12 protein-coding genes are annotated in these 15,091 nt (G+C 70.8%); 2 read left to right on the top strand and 10 right to left on the bottom strand.

Going from position 1 to position 15,091, the window contains the following annotated elements; all coding sequences use genetic code 11:
- Positions 1-3: 3 nt before the first annotated feature.
- The 5 genes from uvrC to uvrA all read right to left on the bottom strand — a co-directional run bounded on the left by uvrC (position 4) and on the right by uvrA (position 6,479).
- Positions 4-1,914, bottom strand: coding sequence for an excinuclease ABC subunit UvrC (gene uvrC / locus AB0I67_RS32510; RefSeq protein ID WP_357931350.1), 1,911 nt, complete (start codon positions 1,912-1,914; stop codon positions 4-6).
- A gap of 32 nt (positions 1,915-1,946) precedes the next feature.
- Positions 1,947-2,429, bottom strand: a complete 483-nt coding sequence (locus tag AB0I67_RS32505; protein WP_357931348.1) for a Rieske (2Fe-2S) protein — start codon at positions 2,427-2,429, stop codon at positions 1,947-1,949.
- Positions 2,430-2,460: 31 nt separating this feature from the next.
- Entirely contained in the window at positions 2,461-2,928 is a 468-nt protein-coding gene (locus AB0I67_RS32500) for a Rieske (2Fe-2S) protein (protein ID WP_357931346.1), read from the bottom strand.
- Between the two features lie 117 nt (positions 2,929-3,045).
- Positions 3,046-3,471: a Rieske (2Fe-2S) protein gene (locus AB0I67_RS32495; RefSeq protein ID WP_357931343.1), complete on the bottom strand. Its 426-nt coding sequence runs from the start codon at positions 3,469-3,471 to the stop codon at positions 3,046-3,048.
- Between the two features lie 167 nt (positions 3,472-3,638).
- A complete protein-coding gene (gene uvrA / locus AB0I67_RS32490) occupies positions 3,639-6,479 on the bottom strand; it encodes an excinuclease ABC subunit UvrA (RefSeq protein ID WP_357931340.1) in 2,841 nt (946 codons plus the stop codon).
- A 219-nt stretch (positions 6,480-6,698) separates the two neighbouring features.
- Here uvrA and AB0I67_RS32485 point away from each other — a divergent pair, with 219 nt between their 5' ends.
- Positions 6,699-7,487, top strand: a complete 789-nt coding sequence (locus AB0I67_RS32485) for a maleylpyruvate isomerase family mycothiol-dependent enzyme (protein WP_357931337.1) — start codon at positions 6,699-6,701, stop codon at positions 7,485-7,487.
- 10 nt (positions 7,488-7,497) lie between these two features.
- On the top strand, positions 7,498-8,139 hold the full coding sequence (locus AB0I67_RS32480; RefSeq protein WP_357931336.1) for an MBL fold metallo-hydrolase: 642 nt from the start codon (positions 7,498-7,500) through the stop codon (positions 8,137-8,139).
- Between the two features lie 493 nt (positions 8,140-8,632).
- On the opposite strand, the gene AB0I67_RS32475 is transcribed toward AB0I67_RS32480, so the two are convergent.
- From AB0I67_RS32475 to AB0I67_RS32455, 5 genes are all read right to left on the bottom strand, one after another.
- The gene (locus AB0I67_RS32475) at positions 8,633-9,454 is read right to left on the bottom strand and encodes a CDP-alcohol phosphatidyltransferase family protein (RefSeq protein WP_357931334.1); all 822 of its coding nucleotides are present in this window, start codon (positions 9,452-9,454) and stop codon (positions 8,633-8,635) included.
- Positions 9,441-10,082 carry a phosphatidylserine decarboxylase gene (locus AB0I67_RS32470; protein ID WP_357931331.1) on the bottom strand — a complete coding sequence of 214 codons (642 nt, stop codon included), beginning with the start codon at positions 10,080-10,082 and terminating at the stop codon, positions 9,441-9,443. Before AB0I67_RS32470 ends, AB0I67_RS32475 begins: the two co-directional genes overlap by 14 nt.
- A 98-nt stretch (positions 10,083-10,180) precedes the next feature.
- Positions 10,181-11,164, bottom strand: coding sequence for a TerC family protein (locus AB0I67_RS32465; RefSeq protein WP_357931328.1), 984 nt, complete (start codon positions 11,162-11,164; stop codon positions 10,181-10,183).
- A gap of 601 nt (positions 11,165-11,765) precedes the next feature.
- Positions 11,766-13,130 carry a glycosyltransferase family 4 protein gene (locus tag AB0I67_RS32460; protein WP_357931325.1) on the bottom strand — a complete coding sequence of 455 codons (1,365 nt, stop codon included), beginning with the start codon at positions 13,128-13,130 and terminating at the stop codon, positions 11,766-11,768.
- Positions 13,131-13,350: 220 nt separating this feature from the next.
- The gene (locus AB0I67_RS32455; RefSeq protein WP_357931322.1) at positions 13,351-15,060 is read right to left on the bottom strand and encodes a lipid II flippase MurJ; all 1,710 of its coding nucleotides are present in this window, start codon (positions 15,058-15,060) and stop codon (positions 13,351-13,353) included.
- Positions 15,061-15,091 lie beyond the last annotated feature (31 nt).

Below are 15,091 nucleotides of genomic sequence, written 5' to 3'. Positions count from 1 at the left end.
CGGTCACTGCCTCTCCCCCTTCAGAGTCGACACGATCACCTCGGCGATCGCGGGGCCGATGCCCTGGACCTCGCAGATCTCGCTGACGCTGGCGTCACGCAGGCGCTTCACGGACCCGAAATGCCTGAGCAGTGCCTGCTTACGGGCGGGGCCGAGCCCGGGAACGCTGTCGAGCGCGCTCTCCTTGAGACTCTTGGCCCTCTTGGAACGATGGTATGTGATGGCGAAGCGATGCGCTTCGTCACGGACTCGCTGCAGCAAGTAGAGGCCCTCGCTGGAGCGCGGCATGATGACCGGCTGGTCCTCGCCGGGCAGCCAGACCTCCTCGAGCCGTTTGGCCAGGCCGCAGACGGCCACGTCGTCGATGCCGAGCTCGTCGAGCGCCCGCTGGGCGGCGGTGGCCTGGGCGAGGGCGCCGTCGACGACGACCAGGTTTGGCGGGTAGGCGAACTTGCGCGGCCGGCCGGTCTCGGGATCGATCGGCCCGCTGGGCCCCTCGTCGTCGGCGGCGGTGATCTCGCCGGTCGCCGAGCGTTCCTCCAGGTAGCGCTTGAAGCGGCGCTGGATGACCTCGTAGATCGAGGCGACGTCGCCTTCCTTGGACCGGACCGCGAAGCGCCGGTACTCGCTCTTGCGCGCCAGCCCGTCCTCGAAGACGACCATGGAGGCGACGACGTTCTCGCCCTGCAGGTGGGAGACGTCGTAGCACTCGATGCGCAGCGGCGCCTGGTCGAGCTCGAGCGCCTCGGCGATCTCCTGGAGCGCGACGCTGCGCGTGGTCAGGTCGCTGGCCCTGCGCACCTTGTGCTGGGCGAGCGACTCCTTGGCGTTGCGCTCGACGGTCTCCATGAGCGACTTCTTGTCGCCGCGTTGCGGCACGCGCACCTCGACGCGGCTGCCGCGCTGCTCGGCCAGGAGTTCGGTGACCGCCTCCACGTCGGGCGGCAGCGAGGGCACGAGCACCTCGCGCGGGATCTCGGCCTCGGCGTAGATCTGCAGCAGGAAGTGCTCGACCAGCTCGCCGGGCGTGGTCTCCTCGACCTTGTCGACCACCCATCCCCGCTGCCCGCGGATGCGCCCGCCGCGCACGTAGAAGACCTGGATGGCGGCTTCGAGCTGGTCCTCGGCCAGCGCGATGACATCGGCGTCGGTGGCTTCGGCCAGCACCACGGCCTGCTTCTCCAGCGCGCGCTGGAGCGCCTGGATGTCGTCGCGCAGCCGGGCGGCGCGTTCGTACTCCTGCTCCGCCGCGGCCTCGCGCATCTGCTTCTCCAGCCGCTTGATGAAGCGGCCGGTGTTGCCCGCCATGAAGTCGCAGAACTCGTCGGCCAGCTCGCGGTGCTCGGCCTCGGAGACGCGGCCGACGCACGGCGCCGAGCACTTGTCGATGTAGCCCAGCAGGCACGGCCGCCCGATCTGGCCCGCGCGCTTGAAGACGCCGGAGCTGCAGGTGCGCACCGGGAAGACGCGCAGCAGCAGGTCGACGGTCTCGCGGATGGCCCAGGCGTGGGAGTAGGGGCCGAAGTAGCGGTTGCCCTTGCGCCGGGCGCCGCGCATGACCTGGACGCGCGGATACTCCTCGCTCATCGTGACCGCGAGGTAGGGGTAGGACTTGTCGTCGCGGTACTTCACGTTGAAGCGCGGGTCGAACTCCTTGATCCAGGAGTATTCGAGCTGCAGCGCCTCGACTTCGGTGCCCACCACCGTCCAGTCCACGGAGGCGGCGGTGGTGAGCATCGTCTGCGTGCGCGGGTGGAGCGCCGCGAAGTCGGCGAAGTAGGAGTTGAGCCGCTGGCGCAGGCTCTTGGCCTTGCCGACGTAGATCACACGCGAGCCCGCGTCCCGGAACCGGTAGACCCCCGGCGAGTCGGGAATGGAGCCCGGTTTGGGGCGGAAACTCAAGGTGCTTGCCACGCCCTGAAGCCTAGCGGCCCCCACCGACGGAATCAGGCGAGCGAGATCGTATCCCCCTCGACCTTGATCGCCTGCTCGGGCAGCGGCTTGGTGGCCGGTCCGCCCTTCACCGAGCCGTCGGCGATGCTGAACCTGCTGTTGTGGCACGGGCAGACGATCGTGCCGTCGGTGACGCTGCCGACCGCGCAGCCCTGGTGGGTGCACATGGCGCTGAAGCACTTGAACTCGCCCGCCGTGGGCTGGGTGACGACGACCTTCTTGTCCTTGAAGATCGTGCCGCCGCCGACCGGGACCTCCGCGGTCGTGGTCAGCGCATCGGCCCCGCCGGCCGGCGACGAGGCCGGGGCCGAGGCGGGGGTCGAGGCGGCGGCCGACTCCGGGGTGGAGGCCGGCGCGGACGAGGCCGGGGCCGCGCCCGTCCCGCCGTCGGCTCCGCACGCGGCGAGCGTGACCGCCAGTCCGCCCGCGCCCACGCCCGCGATCAGGGCCCTGCGTGTGTGTAGTTCCTCTCGCATGCGGTCAGCCAACCGCACAGCGATGAGAGATTCATGAAAGCGTGATGGTGTCTCCCTCAACTTTGATCTTCTTTTCCGGCAGCGGCTCGGACGCGGGCCCGTTCGCGACCGAGCCGTCGGCGATGTCGAACTTGCTCCCGTGGCACGGGCAGTTGATCGTGCCGCCGGACACGCTGCCGACCGTGCAGCCCTGGTGGGTGCACACGGCGCTGAAGCACTTGAACTCACCGGCCGTCGGCTGCGTCACGACGACCTTGGCGTCCTTGAAGATCTTTCCCCCGCCCTCGGGGATGTCGCCCGCCGAGGCCAGCGCCTTGCCCTTGGAGCCGCCGCCGCCCTTGCCCTGGGGCTTGGGCGCCTTGGTCTCGCCGGCGCCGCCGTCCTCGACCTGGGCGCTGGTATCGGCCTGCTGGCCGTACCCGGAGCAGGCGGTGAGCACCGCCGCCAGCCCTGCTCCGCTCGCTCCCAGCACCACCGCGCGGCGCGTCTTGTCAGCCATGATCCGGTCCTCCCAGGTTCGCCGTCATCTTCGGGTACGGCTCGCGCCGTCACGCCGGTTCAGCGTGCAGCACCCGGATCGCGGGGAACAGGGAAAAATACCGGCTCGGCGGCGGACCTAGATGATGACGAGGCCGTCGCCCTCGACCTTGAGCGGGAACGTGGCCAGGGGCGCGTCGGCGGGCCCCTTCAGGCAGGCGCCGGTCGTGGCGTCGAACTCGCTGCCGTGGCACGGGCAGGTCATCTTGCCGTCCTTGGGCCGACCCACCGCGCAGCCCTTGTGCGGGCAGGCCGCGCTGAACGCCTTGTAGACCCCCGCCGACGGCTGGGTGATCACGATCTTCCACTTCTGGATGACCATCCCGCCGCCCACCGGCACGTCGGCCGTCTTGGCGATCACCTTGCCCTTGATGCCCGGCGCCGGTCCGGTCGCCCGCGCGTCCCCGCCGCACCCGGCGAGCGCCAGCCCGCAGGCCGCGACGCCGGCTGCTCCCAGCACCTCGCGCCGCCCGACTCCGGGCACGCCGGAACCGCTCTCTGCCATGTCCCCTCCACAGTCCCCGTTGCCTGTTCCAGGCAGGAGCTTTGCCGTGCTTTCAACTGTAGTGAGCCCCCCTGCCGGTCCCCCATCCAGGACCCCGGCGGGCGGGCATGCGAAAGGCGTGGCCCCGGCGCGGGATCACCCCGTGCCGGGCCACGCCCGATCCGCCGCTAGACCGAGAGGATCTTGCGCAGGAACCGCCCGGTGTGGGACTCCTCGACCAGCGCGACCTCCTCCGGTGTGCCGGTCGCCAGGACCGTGCCGCCGCGGGAGCCGCCCTCGGGGCCCATGTCGATCAGCCAGTCGGCCGTCTTGATCACGTCGAGGTTGTGCTCGATGACGATCACCGTGTTGCCGCCGTCGACCAGCCGCCCGAGCACGCCGAGCAGGCGCCGGATGTCCTCGAAGTGCAGGCCGGTGGTCGGCTCGTCGAGCACGTAGATGGTCCGGCCGGTCTGCCGCCGCTGGAGCTCGGAGGCGAGCTTGACGCGCTGCGCCTCGCCGCCGGACAGCGTGGTGGCCGGCTGGCCGAGCCGTACATAGCCCAGGCCCACGTCGTTGAGCGTCTGCAGGTGGCGCTTGATCGCCGGGATGGCGTCGAAGAAGTGCAGCGCCTCCTCGATCGGCATGTCCAGCACCTCGGAGATGGTCTTGCCCTTGTAGTGGACCTCCAGGGTCTCCCGGTTGTACCGGGCGCCGTGGCAGACCTCGCAGGGGACGTAGACGTCCGGCAGGAAGTTCATCTCGATCTTGATGGTGCCGTCACCGGAGCACGCCTCGCAGCGCCCGCCCTTGACGTTGAAGCTGAAGCGCCCGGGCTGGTAGCCGCGGACCTTCGCCTCGGTGGTGGCCGCGAACAGCTTGCGGACGTGGTCGAAGACGCCGGTGTAGGTCGCCGGGTTGGACCGCGGGGTGCGCCCGATCGGCGACTGGTCGACGTGCACGACCTTGTCGACCTGGTCGATGCCGGTCACCCGCGAGTGCCGGCCGGGCACCGTGCGGGCGCCGTTGAGCTCCTTGGCCAGCGCGTTGTAGAGGATGTCGTTGACCAGGGTGGACTTGCCCGACCCGGACACGCCGGTGACGGCGGTGAACACGCCCAGCGGGAAGTCGACGTCGACGCCCTTGAGGTTGTGCTCGCGCGCGCCCTTGACGGTGATCTGCCGCTTCTTGTTGCGCGGACGCCGGATCTGCGGCACCGCGATCTCGCGCCGGCCCGAGAGGTACTGGCCGGTCAGCGACTCCTCGCTGGACAGCAGGTCCTGGACCGTGCCGGAGACGACGACCTGGCCGCCGTGCTCGCCGGCGCCCGGGCCGATGTCCACGACCCAGTCGGCCGCGCCGATGGTGTCCTCGTCGTGCTCGACGACGATGAGCGTGTTGCCCATGTCGCGCAGCCGGATGAGGGTGTCGAGCAGCCGCATGTTGTCGCGCTGGTGCAGCCCGATGGAGGGCTCGTCCAGCACGTACAGCACGCCGACCAGGCCGGAGCCGATCTGCGTGGCCAGCCGGATGCGCTGCGCCTCGCCGCCGGCGAGGGTGCCGGCCGCGCGGTCCATGGTCAGGTAGTCGAGGCCGACGTCGAGCAGGAAGCCCATGCGGGCGTTGATCTCCTTGACCACCCGCTCGGCGATCTGCATGTCACGGTCGGACAGCCGCAGCTCGGCCAGGAAGGTGGCGCACTCGCCGATCGACATGCCGGAGACGTCGGCGATGGACTTGCCGTCGACGGTGACCGCGAGCGAGACCGGCTTGAGGCGCTTGCCCTGGCAGGCCGGGCACGGCACCTCGCGCATGTAGCCCTCGAAGCGCTCGCGCGAGGCGTCGCTCTCGGCCTCGGCGTGGCGGCGCTGGACCCAGGCGATGACGCCCTCGTAGGTCGTGTAGTAGCTGCGCTGCCTGCCGTACCGGTTGGAGTAGCGGACGTGGACCTGCTCGTCGTGCCCGTAGAGCAGCGACTTCTGGGCCTTCTTCGGCAGCTTCTCCCACGGGGTGTCGAGGTTGAAGCCCATGGTCAGGCCGAGCGCCTCGATCAGCCGGCCGAAGTACTCGCTGGTGTGGCCGCCGGCCCACGGGTGCAGCGCGCCGTCGCCGAGCGTCTTCTCCGGGTCGGGCACGACGAGGTCGGGGTCGACCTCCATCTTGGTGCCGAGACCGGTGCACTCCGGGCAGGCGCCGAAGGGCGAGTTGAAGGAGAACGAGCGCGGCTCCAACTCCTCGAACGACAGGTCGTCGTAGGGGCAGTAGAGGTGCTCGGAGTAGAAGCGCTCGCGGCCCGGGTCGTCCTCGGGCAGGTCGACGAACTCCAGCGTGATGGTGCCGCCGGACAGCTGCAGCGCGGTCTCGACCGAGTCGTTGAGCCGCCGCTGCGAGGCCGCCTTGACCGAGAGCCGGTCGACGATCACCTCGATGGTGTGCTTCTCGTACTTCTTCAGCGTGGGCGGCTCCTCCAGCCGCACCACCACGCCGTCGACGCGCGCCCGGGCGAAGCCCTTGGTCTGCAGCTCGCGGAAGAGCTCGCCGTACTCGCCCTTGCGCTCGCGGATGACCGGCGCGAGCACCTGGAAGCGGGTGCCCTCGGGCAGCTCCATCACCCGGTCGACGATCTGCTGCGGCGTCTGCCGCGCGATCGGCCGGTGACAGACCGGGCAGTGCGGCTTGCCGATGCGCGCCCACAGCAGCCGCAGGTAGTCGTAGACCTCGGTGATGGTGCCGACGGTCGAGCGGGGGTTGCGGCTGGTGGACTTCTGGTCGATCGAGACCGCGGGCGACAGGCCCTCGATGAAGTCGACGTCCGGCTTGTCCATCTGGCCCAGGAACTGGCGGGCGTAGGAGGACAACGACTCCACGTAGCGCCGCTGACCCTCGGCGAAGATCGTGTCGAAGGCCAGGCTCGACTTGCCCGAGCCGGACAGGCCGGTGAAAACGATCAGAGAGTCTCGCGGAAGGTCAAGCGAGACGTCTTTGAGGTTGTGCTCTCGTGCACCACGCACGATCAAGCGGTCTGCCACGGCGATCCCGGATCAACTAGAGAGTGGATAGGTCCACGGGGAGCATAGGTGGGGGGTCCGACAATTTTCGGCGGCGCCGGCCGGCGCGGGCTCGGGGACACCGGAAAACAGCCGCCCCTCCAGGTTACGGCCTTCCCGGCGACGACGGCCGCCCTTCCGTTTCACAACCCCGCGAGCTGGGCTTTTATGCCCGAGGCCGGGATGCGGCAGGATCGGCGCATGACCCTCATCGACGACTTCGCCGCCGAGCTGGCGACGGCGACCGGGCGGCTGCTGGACACCGCGGCCCGGCTCACCGACGCCGACCTGGCGGCCGCCTCGCCGCTGCCCGGCTGGACGCGCGGCCACGTGGTGACCCATCTGTCGCGCAACGCCGACAGCCTGGTCCGGCTGCTGACCTGGGCCCGTACCGGCGTCCGCACGCCGCAGTACCCGTCGGTGGCGGCGCGCAACGCCGACATCGAGGCGGGCGCGGTACGGCAGGCGGAGCGGCAACTGCCCGACCTGCGCGACAGTGCCGCCCGGCTGGCCGGGGAGATCGCCGCCCTGCCCGCCGAGGCGTGGTCCCGCCCGGTCGCCGAGCCTTCGCATCCCGCCTGGTACGTCGTGGTGCGCCGGCTGCGCGAGGCGTACGTGCACCATGTGGACCTGGACTTCGGATACGGCCCGGCGGACTGGCCGGAGGTCTTCCTGACGCGGGAACTGCACGACATCCGGGCGGTGTGGCCGGTCGCGGAGAGCACCATCAGCGGCGTGCGCTTCCTCGACGGCGCGGCCCCGGCGGCCTGGACGGGGCTGGGCGAGGGGCCGGTCGTCCAGGGGCGGCGCCACGCCATCCTGGCCTGGCTCATCGGCCGATCCGGGGGCGAAGGCGTTACCGTGGTGGCCGAGCAGGGACCCGGCGAGACCGTGCCGGCCGAGGGACCCGGCGAGCCGCCCGCGGCCCCGCCCTGGCCCAACACGAGCCCGGCCGGACTGCCTGCCGTACCGCCCCGGCACTACCCGTGAAGGAGATCCCATGACTTACACCGGTGACGTCCAGGTCGGCGGCCCCGCCGACGTCCGTGAGCTGCCCGGGCTGACGATCTCCAAGCTGGCGGTCGGCCCCTGGGAGAACAACGCCTACCTGCTCCGCTGTACGGCGAGCGGCGAGCAGTTGCTGATCGACGCCGCCAACGAGGCCGACCGGCTGCTGGCCCTCCTCGGCGACCAGCCGCTGGCCACCATCGTCACCACCCACCAGCACGGCGACCACTGGCAGGCGCTGGAGCAGGTGGCCAAGGTGACCGGCGCGCGCACCGTCGCCCACCCCCTCGACGCCCCCGTCCTGCCCGTCCAGCCCGACGTGCTGGTCGAGCACGGCGACACCGTCAAGGTCGGCGAGGTCGTCCTGGAGGTGATCCACCTGCGCGGCCACACCCCCGGCTCGATCGCCCTGCACCACGACGGGCACCTGTTCACCGGCGACTCGCTCTTCCCCGGCGGCGTCGGCAACACCAACAAGGACCCGGACCGCTTCACCCAGCTCTACACCGACGTCGTCGAGCGCCTCTTCGACCGCCTCCCCGACGACACCTGGTTCTACCCCGGCCACGGCAAGGACTCCACCCTCGGCACCGAACGCCCCAACCTCCCCGAATGGCAGTCCCGCGGCTGGTAACCGTTCATGAAGAAGGGGCTGGGTGTGAACCACCACCCAGCCCCGCAGACCTTCCCCGAACCCCGAGCCCCTTGAACCAATGCGGCGAGCACCCCCGCACCGGGAAATGCCCCTGCACGCCGGCCAACCCCTTACGGCGCCCCCACCCAGTCCTCACCGAAACAACCGCACGATCCGCCCAGCCGCCCCCACCGGATCATCAGCCAGCCCCAGAACCTCCCCCCAAGACCACCGATAGAACCACCCATCCGACAGGGCCACACAATCCACCGTCTCACTCAACACGGCCACCTCAGGGTCCCTGACCCGCAACGCCGGCGGATCGGCTCGCAACGTGGCCTCCAGCCCCCGCGCCCGCACCTCATCAGCCAACCGCCCCAGAAAATACGTCCGGGTGTGCTCACGCATGAGTCCATAAAAGCCGATGGCCGGGGAAATGTCCCCGGCCATCGGCGAAGCAATCAGGCGAGCAACCGCAATCAGGCGAGCGACGTCAGACCCCGACGTTCTCCCGCTTCTTCTCCCGCTTGTAGAACAGCATCCGCAGCGGAATCACCGCCACCAGCGCGATCTGCATCGCTCCACCCACCTTGATCGGCAGGTCGCCGCCCTCCGGGAAGGCCACCCAGAAGGTGAGGAAGGCGACGTTCACCAGGATCCACCCCAGCACCACGGCCAGGAGCTGACCCTTCGGCTTGGGGTACTCGATCCGGCTGACCATCAGCCAAGCCACCCCGAGCAGCGCCGCCAGCACCAGGTAGCTGGGCGTGGTGAAGAGCATGACCAGCGAGATGACCGTCATGGCGCCCATCGGGATGGGCAGGCCCATGAAGTCGCCGCTCTTGGTCTTGACGCAGGCGAAGCGGGCGAGCCGTACGACGCCCGCGAGCAGGACGGCGCCGGCGGTCAGCAGGACCGCCCAGAGGGCGACCTTGTCCGGCCGCGCGCTGCCCCAGATGACGATCATGAATGCCGGCGCGAAGCCGAAGCTGATGACGTCGGCCAGGTTGTCGAGTTCGGCGCCCATGGCCGAGGCGCGGAAGCGCCGCGCGACCAGGCCGTCGAACAGGTCACAGGTGGCGCCGATGAGCAGCAGGACCACCGCGGTCGCGAAGAAGCGCGGCTGGACCTCCAGCTTGCCTCCGCTCGACAGCGACTGGATCACCGCCGTGGCGAGCACGCACACCGACAGGAACCCGCACAGGGCGTTGCCCAGCGAGAGCGAGTCGGCCGCCGACAGCCGGAAGGCCTTGCCGACCGGTCCGCGCTGCTCTTCTTCGGCCTCTTGCCAGCTTCCTGCGTCAGCCGCGGTCAATTCTGGTCACCCCCGCAACCGTCTTCTCTCCGACGGAGACCGCCGGGGAGATGCCTTCGGGAAGGTAGATGTCGACGCGCGAGCCGAACCTGATCAGCCCGATCCGGTCGGCCCTGGCCACCTTGGCGCCTGCCGTCAGGTAGGGCACGATCCTGCGCGCCACCGCGCCCGCGATCTGCACCATCTCGATGTCGCCGAGGGCGGTCTCGAAATGCCACACCACGCGCTCGTTCTGGTCACTGTCCTTGTTGAACGCCGGCAGGAACCCACCCGCCACATGCTCCACGGAAGTGACCGTGCCCGCAAGGGGAGCCCGGTTGACGTGCACGTTCAGCGGGCTCATGAAGATGGCGACGCGGGTGCGGCCGTCCGGCCACGGGTCGATGCTCTGCACGACGCCGTCGGCGGGCGAGAGCACCCGCCCCTCGCCCGGCTCGCGCTCCGGGTCGCGGAAGAACCAGAGCATGCCTCCGGTCAGCGCGGTCAGCGGCACCGCCGCCAGCGCCCAACGCCGGTCACGGCGCGTGAGCAGCGCAGTCGCGGTCGCCGCGGCGACCGTCGGGAGGAACCACGGAGTGACGCCGCGCGCGAGGCGGACGCGGCTGGTCTTGGCAGAATCGACTGACACGGACAACCTTTGGTGGTGACAACGGACTGGCGCTTTGCCGTGATGTTACCTGTGACACGGCAGGACCAGATAAGCAAAGCGCCTCGGAAGCCGTTGCGCTAGATCTGCTTCGCGGGGCTTTCCTTGCCCTTACGCAGATCGCTTCTGGCCTTGAGCAGACTGGCGACAGTGGTGATGACCATCGTGGCGCCGATGACCGACAGCGACACCGAGATCGGGATCTCCGGCGCCCAGGAGACGTGGCTGGCATGCAGCGCCTCCATGACCAGCTTAACCCCGATGAAGGCGAGGATGAACGCGAGACCGTAGCTGATGTAGACCAGCCGCTCCAGCAGCCCGCCCAGCAGGAAGTAGAGCTGACGCAGTCCCATCAGGGCGAACGCGTTGGCGGTGAAGACGATGAACGGGTCCTTCGTCAGCCCGAAGATGGCCGGGATGGAGTCGAGCGCGAACAGCAGGTCGGTGGTGCCGATCGCGACCATCACGATGAGCATCGGGGTGACCATGCGCTTGCCGTCGATCTTGACGGTGATCTTGGTGCCGACGTAGCTGTTCGTGGTGGGGAAGGCCCGGCGCACCCAGCGCAGCAGCGCGTTCTCCTTGAACTCCTCCTCCTCGCCCTTCATGTGCCCGCGCACGATGTTGTAGGCGGTGTAGAGGAGGAAGGCGCCGAAGACGTAGAACAGCCAGCTGAAGCGGGTCAGCGCGGCGGCGCCGAGCGCGATGAAGATGCCGCGCATCACCAGCGCCAGCATGATGCCGACCAGCAGCACCTTGTGCTGGTAGGCGCGGGGGACGGCGAACCTGCTCATGATGATGAAGAAGATGAACAGGTTGTCGACGCTCAGGGAGTATTCGGTGATGTACCCGGCGAAGAACTCACCCGCTTTGGCGCTGCCCTCCGTCACCCAGAGGAGGATGCCGAAGGCGATCGCGAGGACGACGTAGAAGGAGACCCAGAAGCTCGCCTGCTTCATGGAGAACTCTCTGGCCTCACCCCGGTCGACGATCCACAAGTCGACGGCGATGACCACCAGCAATCCCGCGATGACGGCGATCCATGCCCACATAGGTACGACCACGTTCAACAACCTTCCGGCGCGCATGACAGACAGCCGGAGGTCTCTCCCGCCAGCGAAACAGGCGCGGACCGGCAGCCCCGGGGGCCCGGTGTCGCCGGGCTTGACCGTGATGACGAGGCTGCCGCGAAGGGATACTCCCCTCCCTAACCCAAGCAGTATAGAGGAACGCCTGGCCGCCCCCCTCTCTTCCCAGCCCCGGCGACCGCTTCCGGACACCCGCCCGTTCGGTGCGCCGCACCTCCTCTAGACGCCCCTTTTCCCGAGCCCACCTCACCTCCGCCCCGCCCCAGCCTGGCCACACCGGCCTCGGCGCCCTCAGCGGCCACTTGCGTGCCGACCGAACATTCGTCCGCCGATTCCTCTGCACACAAAGTTGGCCACCAGCTCGGGCACCGCCCTGTCGTGCCTTTCGGAGGGGATCCGCCGACCGTGGAAGGGCCCGTGGGTGGCGGGCCGGCAGTGAGCGGCTCACCCGGACGACCCGGCTCGGCCCACCCACACCTCCGGCGCCCTGACCAGCTCACTCGCCGGACACCCGGAGCACCGCCGCAGGGACGCCGGGATCAGGCCACCTCGCCGCACGCATGCCGCGCCGCCTGGGTCAGGCCATCTCGCCGTAAGCCTGCAGCGCCGCGGCCACCGCTGCGGCGTCGTCGGGCAGCTCGCGCCCGCGTGCCGCGGCCGCCGCCGCCAGCCGCTCGCCGTCCTTCAGAGCTTCGAGTACGGCAGTGCGCATCGCCTGGGCGTCGCCGTACGGCACCAGCAGCCCCGCTCCGCCCATCAGCGCCGGGATCCCGCCCACGGCGGTGGCCACCACCGGACGCCCCGCCTTCAGCGCCTCGCTCAGGCTGAGCGGCTGCCCCTCCCACCGGCTGGCCCAGAGCACCACGTCGGCCGCGGCCAGCAGGTCGGGGATGTCCTGGCGCGCACCGATGAGCGAGACGGGCAGCTTCTCCCGGTCGATCCGCTCCTGCAGCACGCCCCGCAACGGCCCCTCCCCGGCGACCACGAAGAGCGGCTCGACCCCTGGCGGCCAGGGGCCTGCGGCTACGTCGAGGAGCAGTTCCAGCCCCTTCTGCTGCGCCAGCCGTCCCACAGTGAGCACCACCGCCCGCCCCCCGGCCCCGCCTTCGCCCTGCCAGGCAGCCACCTCGTCACCCACACCTTCAGGGGCGCCCTCAGCGGTGTACGGCTGAGCCCGGCTGTCCGTCTGAGCCCGCCTGTCCGTGGAGCTCGGCTGAGCCCGGCCGACAGCGGGGTCGCGGCTGTCCGGCAGCGCGTGGCTCGGATCCGGGTGGCTGGGATCCGAGTGGCTGGGATCCGAGTGGCTGAGATCCGGGTGGCTGAGATCCGGGTGGACGGACGGTTCGGCCTCCTCGGCGGACCGGGGAACTGCGGTGGCGCGGGGCAGGGAGGTCGCGGCGGTGGCTTCGAGTTCGGCTCGGACCTCCGCGCGGGGGCGGGTCGGGGGACGGAGGGCGGGGGCCGGGACGACGGCGGCGGCGACCCGGCGGGCGCCCAGGGCGGTCATGCGCGCTTCCAGGTCGGGCGAGACGCCCAGCACCAGGTCCGCCCGGCGGGCCACGACCCGCTCCAGCACGCCGTACACGGCTCCGATCGCGCCCCCGGCAGTGAGGGCGTTGTGGAGGGTGACGACCAGCGGCACCCCGGAGGAACGGGCCAGCCCGGCCAACGCACCGGCACGCAGGCCGTGGGCGTGGACCAGGTCCGCCTCCCGGACGATCCGCCGCAGCGCCGCGAGGGTCCGGAGGTCGTTGACCGGGTGGGGCCGGTCGGAGATGGCGACCTCGGCGAAACGGGCGCCCACCTGGGAGTACCCGTAGGCCTCCTCGGTGCTGCGCGGCCCCGCGACCACCACCTGGATGCCACGCCGTACCAGCCCCTCGGCCAGCATGCGGACGTGCGTGCCGGTGCCACCCGCGCTGGTGCCGACCACGAACACCACCCGCCGGACGTTGGGCGCTCCCCCAGGAACCCCGGCCGCCCTCGTACGGTCACCCGCCTCCGTCGTCCTGCGGTCACCAGCCTCCGTCCTCTGGGGGGAATCAGTCACCGTCGCCGGCGGGTCGCCGGCCGTCCCCTTGAGGTCGCTCGCCACCCCTTGAGGGTCGCCGGCCCCTCTCCGAGAGCCACCCGTTTCCTTCCCCGAGTCGCCCGTCACCGCTTCACCCATCCGTGCCTCCCACTCCACCATCTCCCGTCCCGGCGGCCGGCGGCCGGGCCGCGCTCTGTGCAGCCTCCCGATCCGAGGGCTCGGCAGGTGGGCCGCCGCGGGGCAGGAGGCGGTGGAGGGCGGAGCGGACGTCGGCCCGGTCGAGCAGGAAGGCGACCCCGAGGAAAAGCCCCGCCGACACCACGCCCACCAGCAAGGCGACCGCGACACTCCCCCAAACCCACAGCCCGCCCAACGGCCACGCCACCGCGAACCCCCCGGCGAACCCCACCACCAGCCCGGCCACCGAAGCGGCCAGCGCCCGGCCGAACCCGCCGAGAGCCGCGGGGCCGTGCGCGGACCGGACGGCCAGGCAGATCAAGACCCCGCCCACGGTCATGCCCAGGCTGCTGCCCAGCCCGAGCGCCCCGACCACGTACTCCCGGGAGGCGGCCAGGGCCAGCAGCGGTTGCGCGACGACGGTGACGACCCAGCCGGTCACGGTGGCGGTAGCCGCGGCGCGCCCGTGGCCGGACGAGTACAGGACCCGGCCCAGGTGGTAAAGCAGCCCATACCCCACCAGACCGGGAGCGAAGAGCGCGACCGCCCACGCCATCATCTCCGGCGTCGCCCCACCGCCGTCGGACATGAACACCCGCGACACCGGGATCGCCACCGCCGCCATCACCCCGGCGGCCAGCCCCGACAACAGCAGCACCGCCCGCGTGGTCGTGGCCGCCAGGAGCGAGAAGCCGGGCTTGTCGCCGAGAGCGGCCTTGGTGGAGAGCGTGGGAAAGGCACTGGTGCCGATGGGCACGGCGAGCACCGCGTAAGGCAACTGGAACAACGCCCACGCGTAGTTGTAGACCGGCACCGCACCCTCCCCGGCCTGCTCGTTGGCCAGCCGGATGGCGACGATCAACGCCACCTGCTGCGCGATGAGCACGGCCAGCCCGGCCACGCCGAGCCGCCGGGCCTCGACGGCCACGCCGGGCGGGAAGCGGAAGGTGGGCCGCCAGCGCAGCCCCAGCCGCCGGACCGGCCCGAGCACGGTCACGACCATGGCCGCGGCGGCGATGGTCGCCCCCAGCGACAGGGTGAGCTCGCCCGCCTTGGTCAGCGCCCTCAGGTCCGTCTGGGCACCCGAGGCGACCGGCAGGAAGGCCAGGTAGGAGCCGATGATCAGCAGGCTCGACACCAGCGGCGCGAGCGCGGGCCCGAGGAAGCGCCGGTGCGCCTGGAGCACGCCGTACAACACGACCGCCAGCCCGAAGAAGAGCATGCGCGGTGCGAAGACCCGCAACATCTCCACGCCGACGGCGACCACCACATCGGTCTCGCACTTCGGCACCGAGGGCCCGGTCAGCAGCCGCACGATCGGTTCGGCGAACACCGCGATGAGCACGGTCAGCGGCAGCAGCACCACGGTGACCCAGGTCAGCAGCGCGGACGCGGTCCGCCCGGCCTCCGCGCGCCGGGCGGGGTCAGCCGCGACGGCGGACAGGACGGGCACCACCATGCCCGCCAGCGCCCCGCCCGCGACCAGCTCGAAGACGATGTTGGGGACGTAGTTGGCGGTGCTGTAGGCGGTGTTGAGGCAGCCGTTCTCCAGCGTCACCGACTGCACGAGGTAGCGGCCGAAGCCCACCACCCGCGCGACCATGGTGATCAGCGCGATGAGGACGGCGGCTCCCGCCACCCCTCGCAGCGCCCGCGCCGCCATCACCATCCCCCTCGCCCCGTTCGATCAGGCC

This window comes from Nonomuraea sp. NPDC050310 (assembly GCF_040655795.1).
Taxonomy (GTDB): Bacteria; Actinomycetota; Actinomycetes; order Streptosporangiales; family Streptosporangiaceae; genus Nonomuraea.
This window is presented reverse-complemented; position numbering and strand designations above follow the sequence as displayed.

Coding starts and splice junctions, on each gene's coding strand:
- AB0I67_RS32505 (WP_357931348.1), bottom strand. CDS start 2,429: ATGCGAGAGGAACTACACACACGCAGGGCCCTGATCGCGGGCGTGGGC.
- AB0I67_RS32485 (WP_357931337.1), top strand. CDS start 6,699: ATGACCCTCATCGACGACTTCGCCGCCGAGCTGGCGACGGCGACCGGG.
- AB0I67_RS32455 (WP_357931322.1), bottom strand. CDS start 15,060: ATGGCGGCGCGGGCGCTGCGAGGGGTGGCGGGAGCCGCCGTCCTCATC.
- AB0I67_RS32500 (WP_357931346.1), bottom strand. CDS start 2,928: ATGGCTGACAAGACGCGCCGCGCGGTGGTGCTGGGAGCGAGCGGAGCA.
- AB0I67_RS32495 (WP_357931343.1), bottom strand. CDS start 3,471: ATGGCAGAGAGCGGTTCCGGCGTGCCCGGAGTCGGGCGGCGCGAGGTG.
- AB0I67_RS32480 (WP_357931336.1), top strand. CDS start 7,498: ATGACTTACACCGGTGACGTCCAGGTCGGCGGCCCCGCCGACGTCCGT.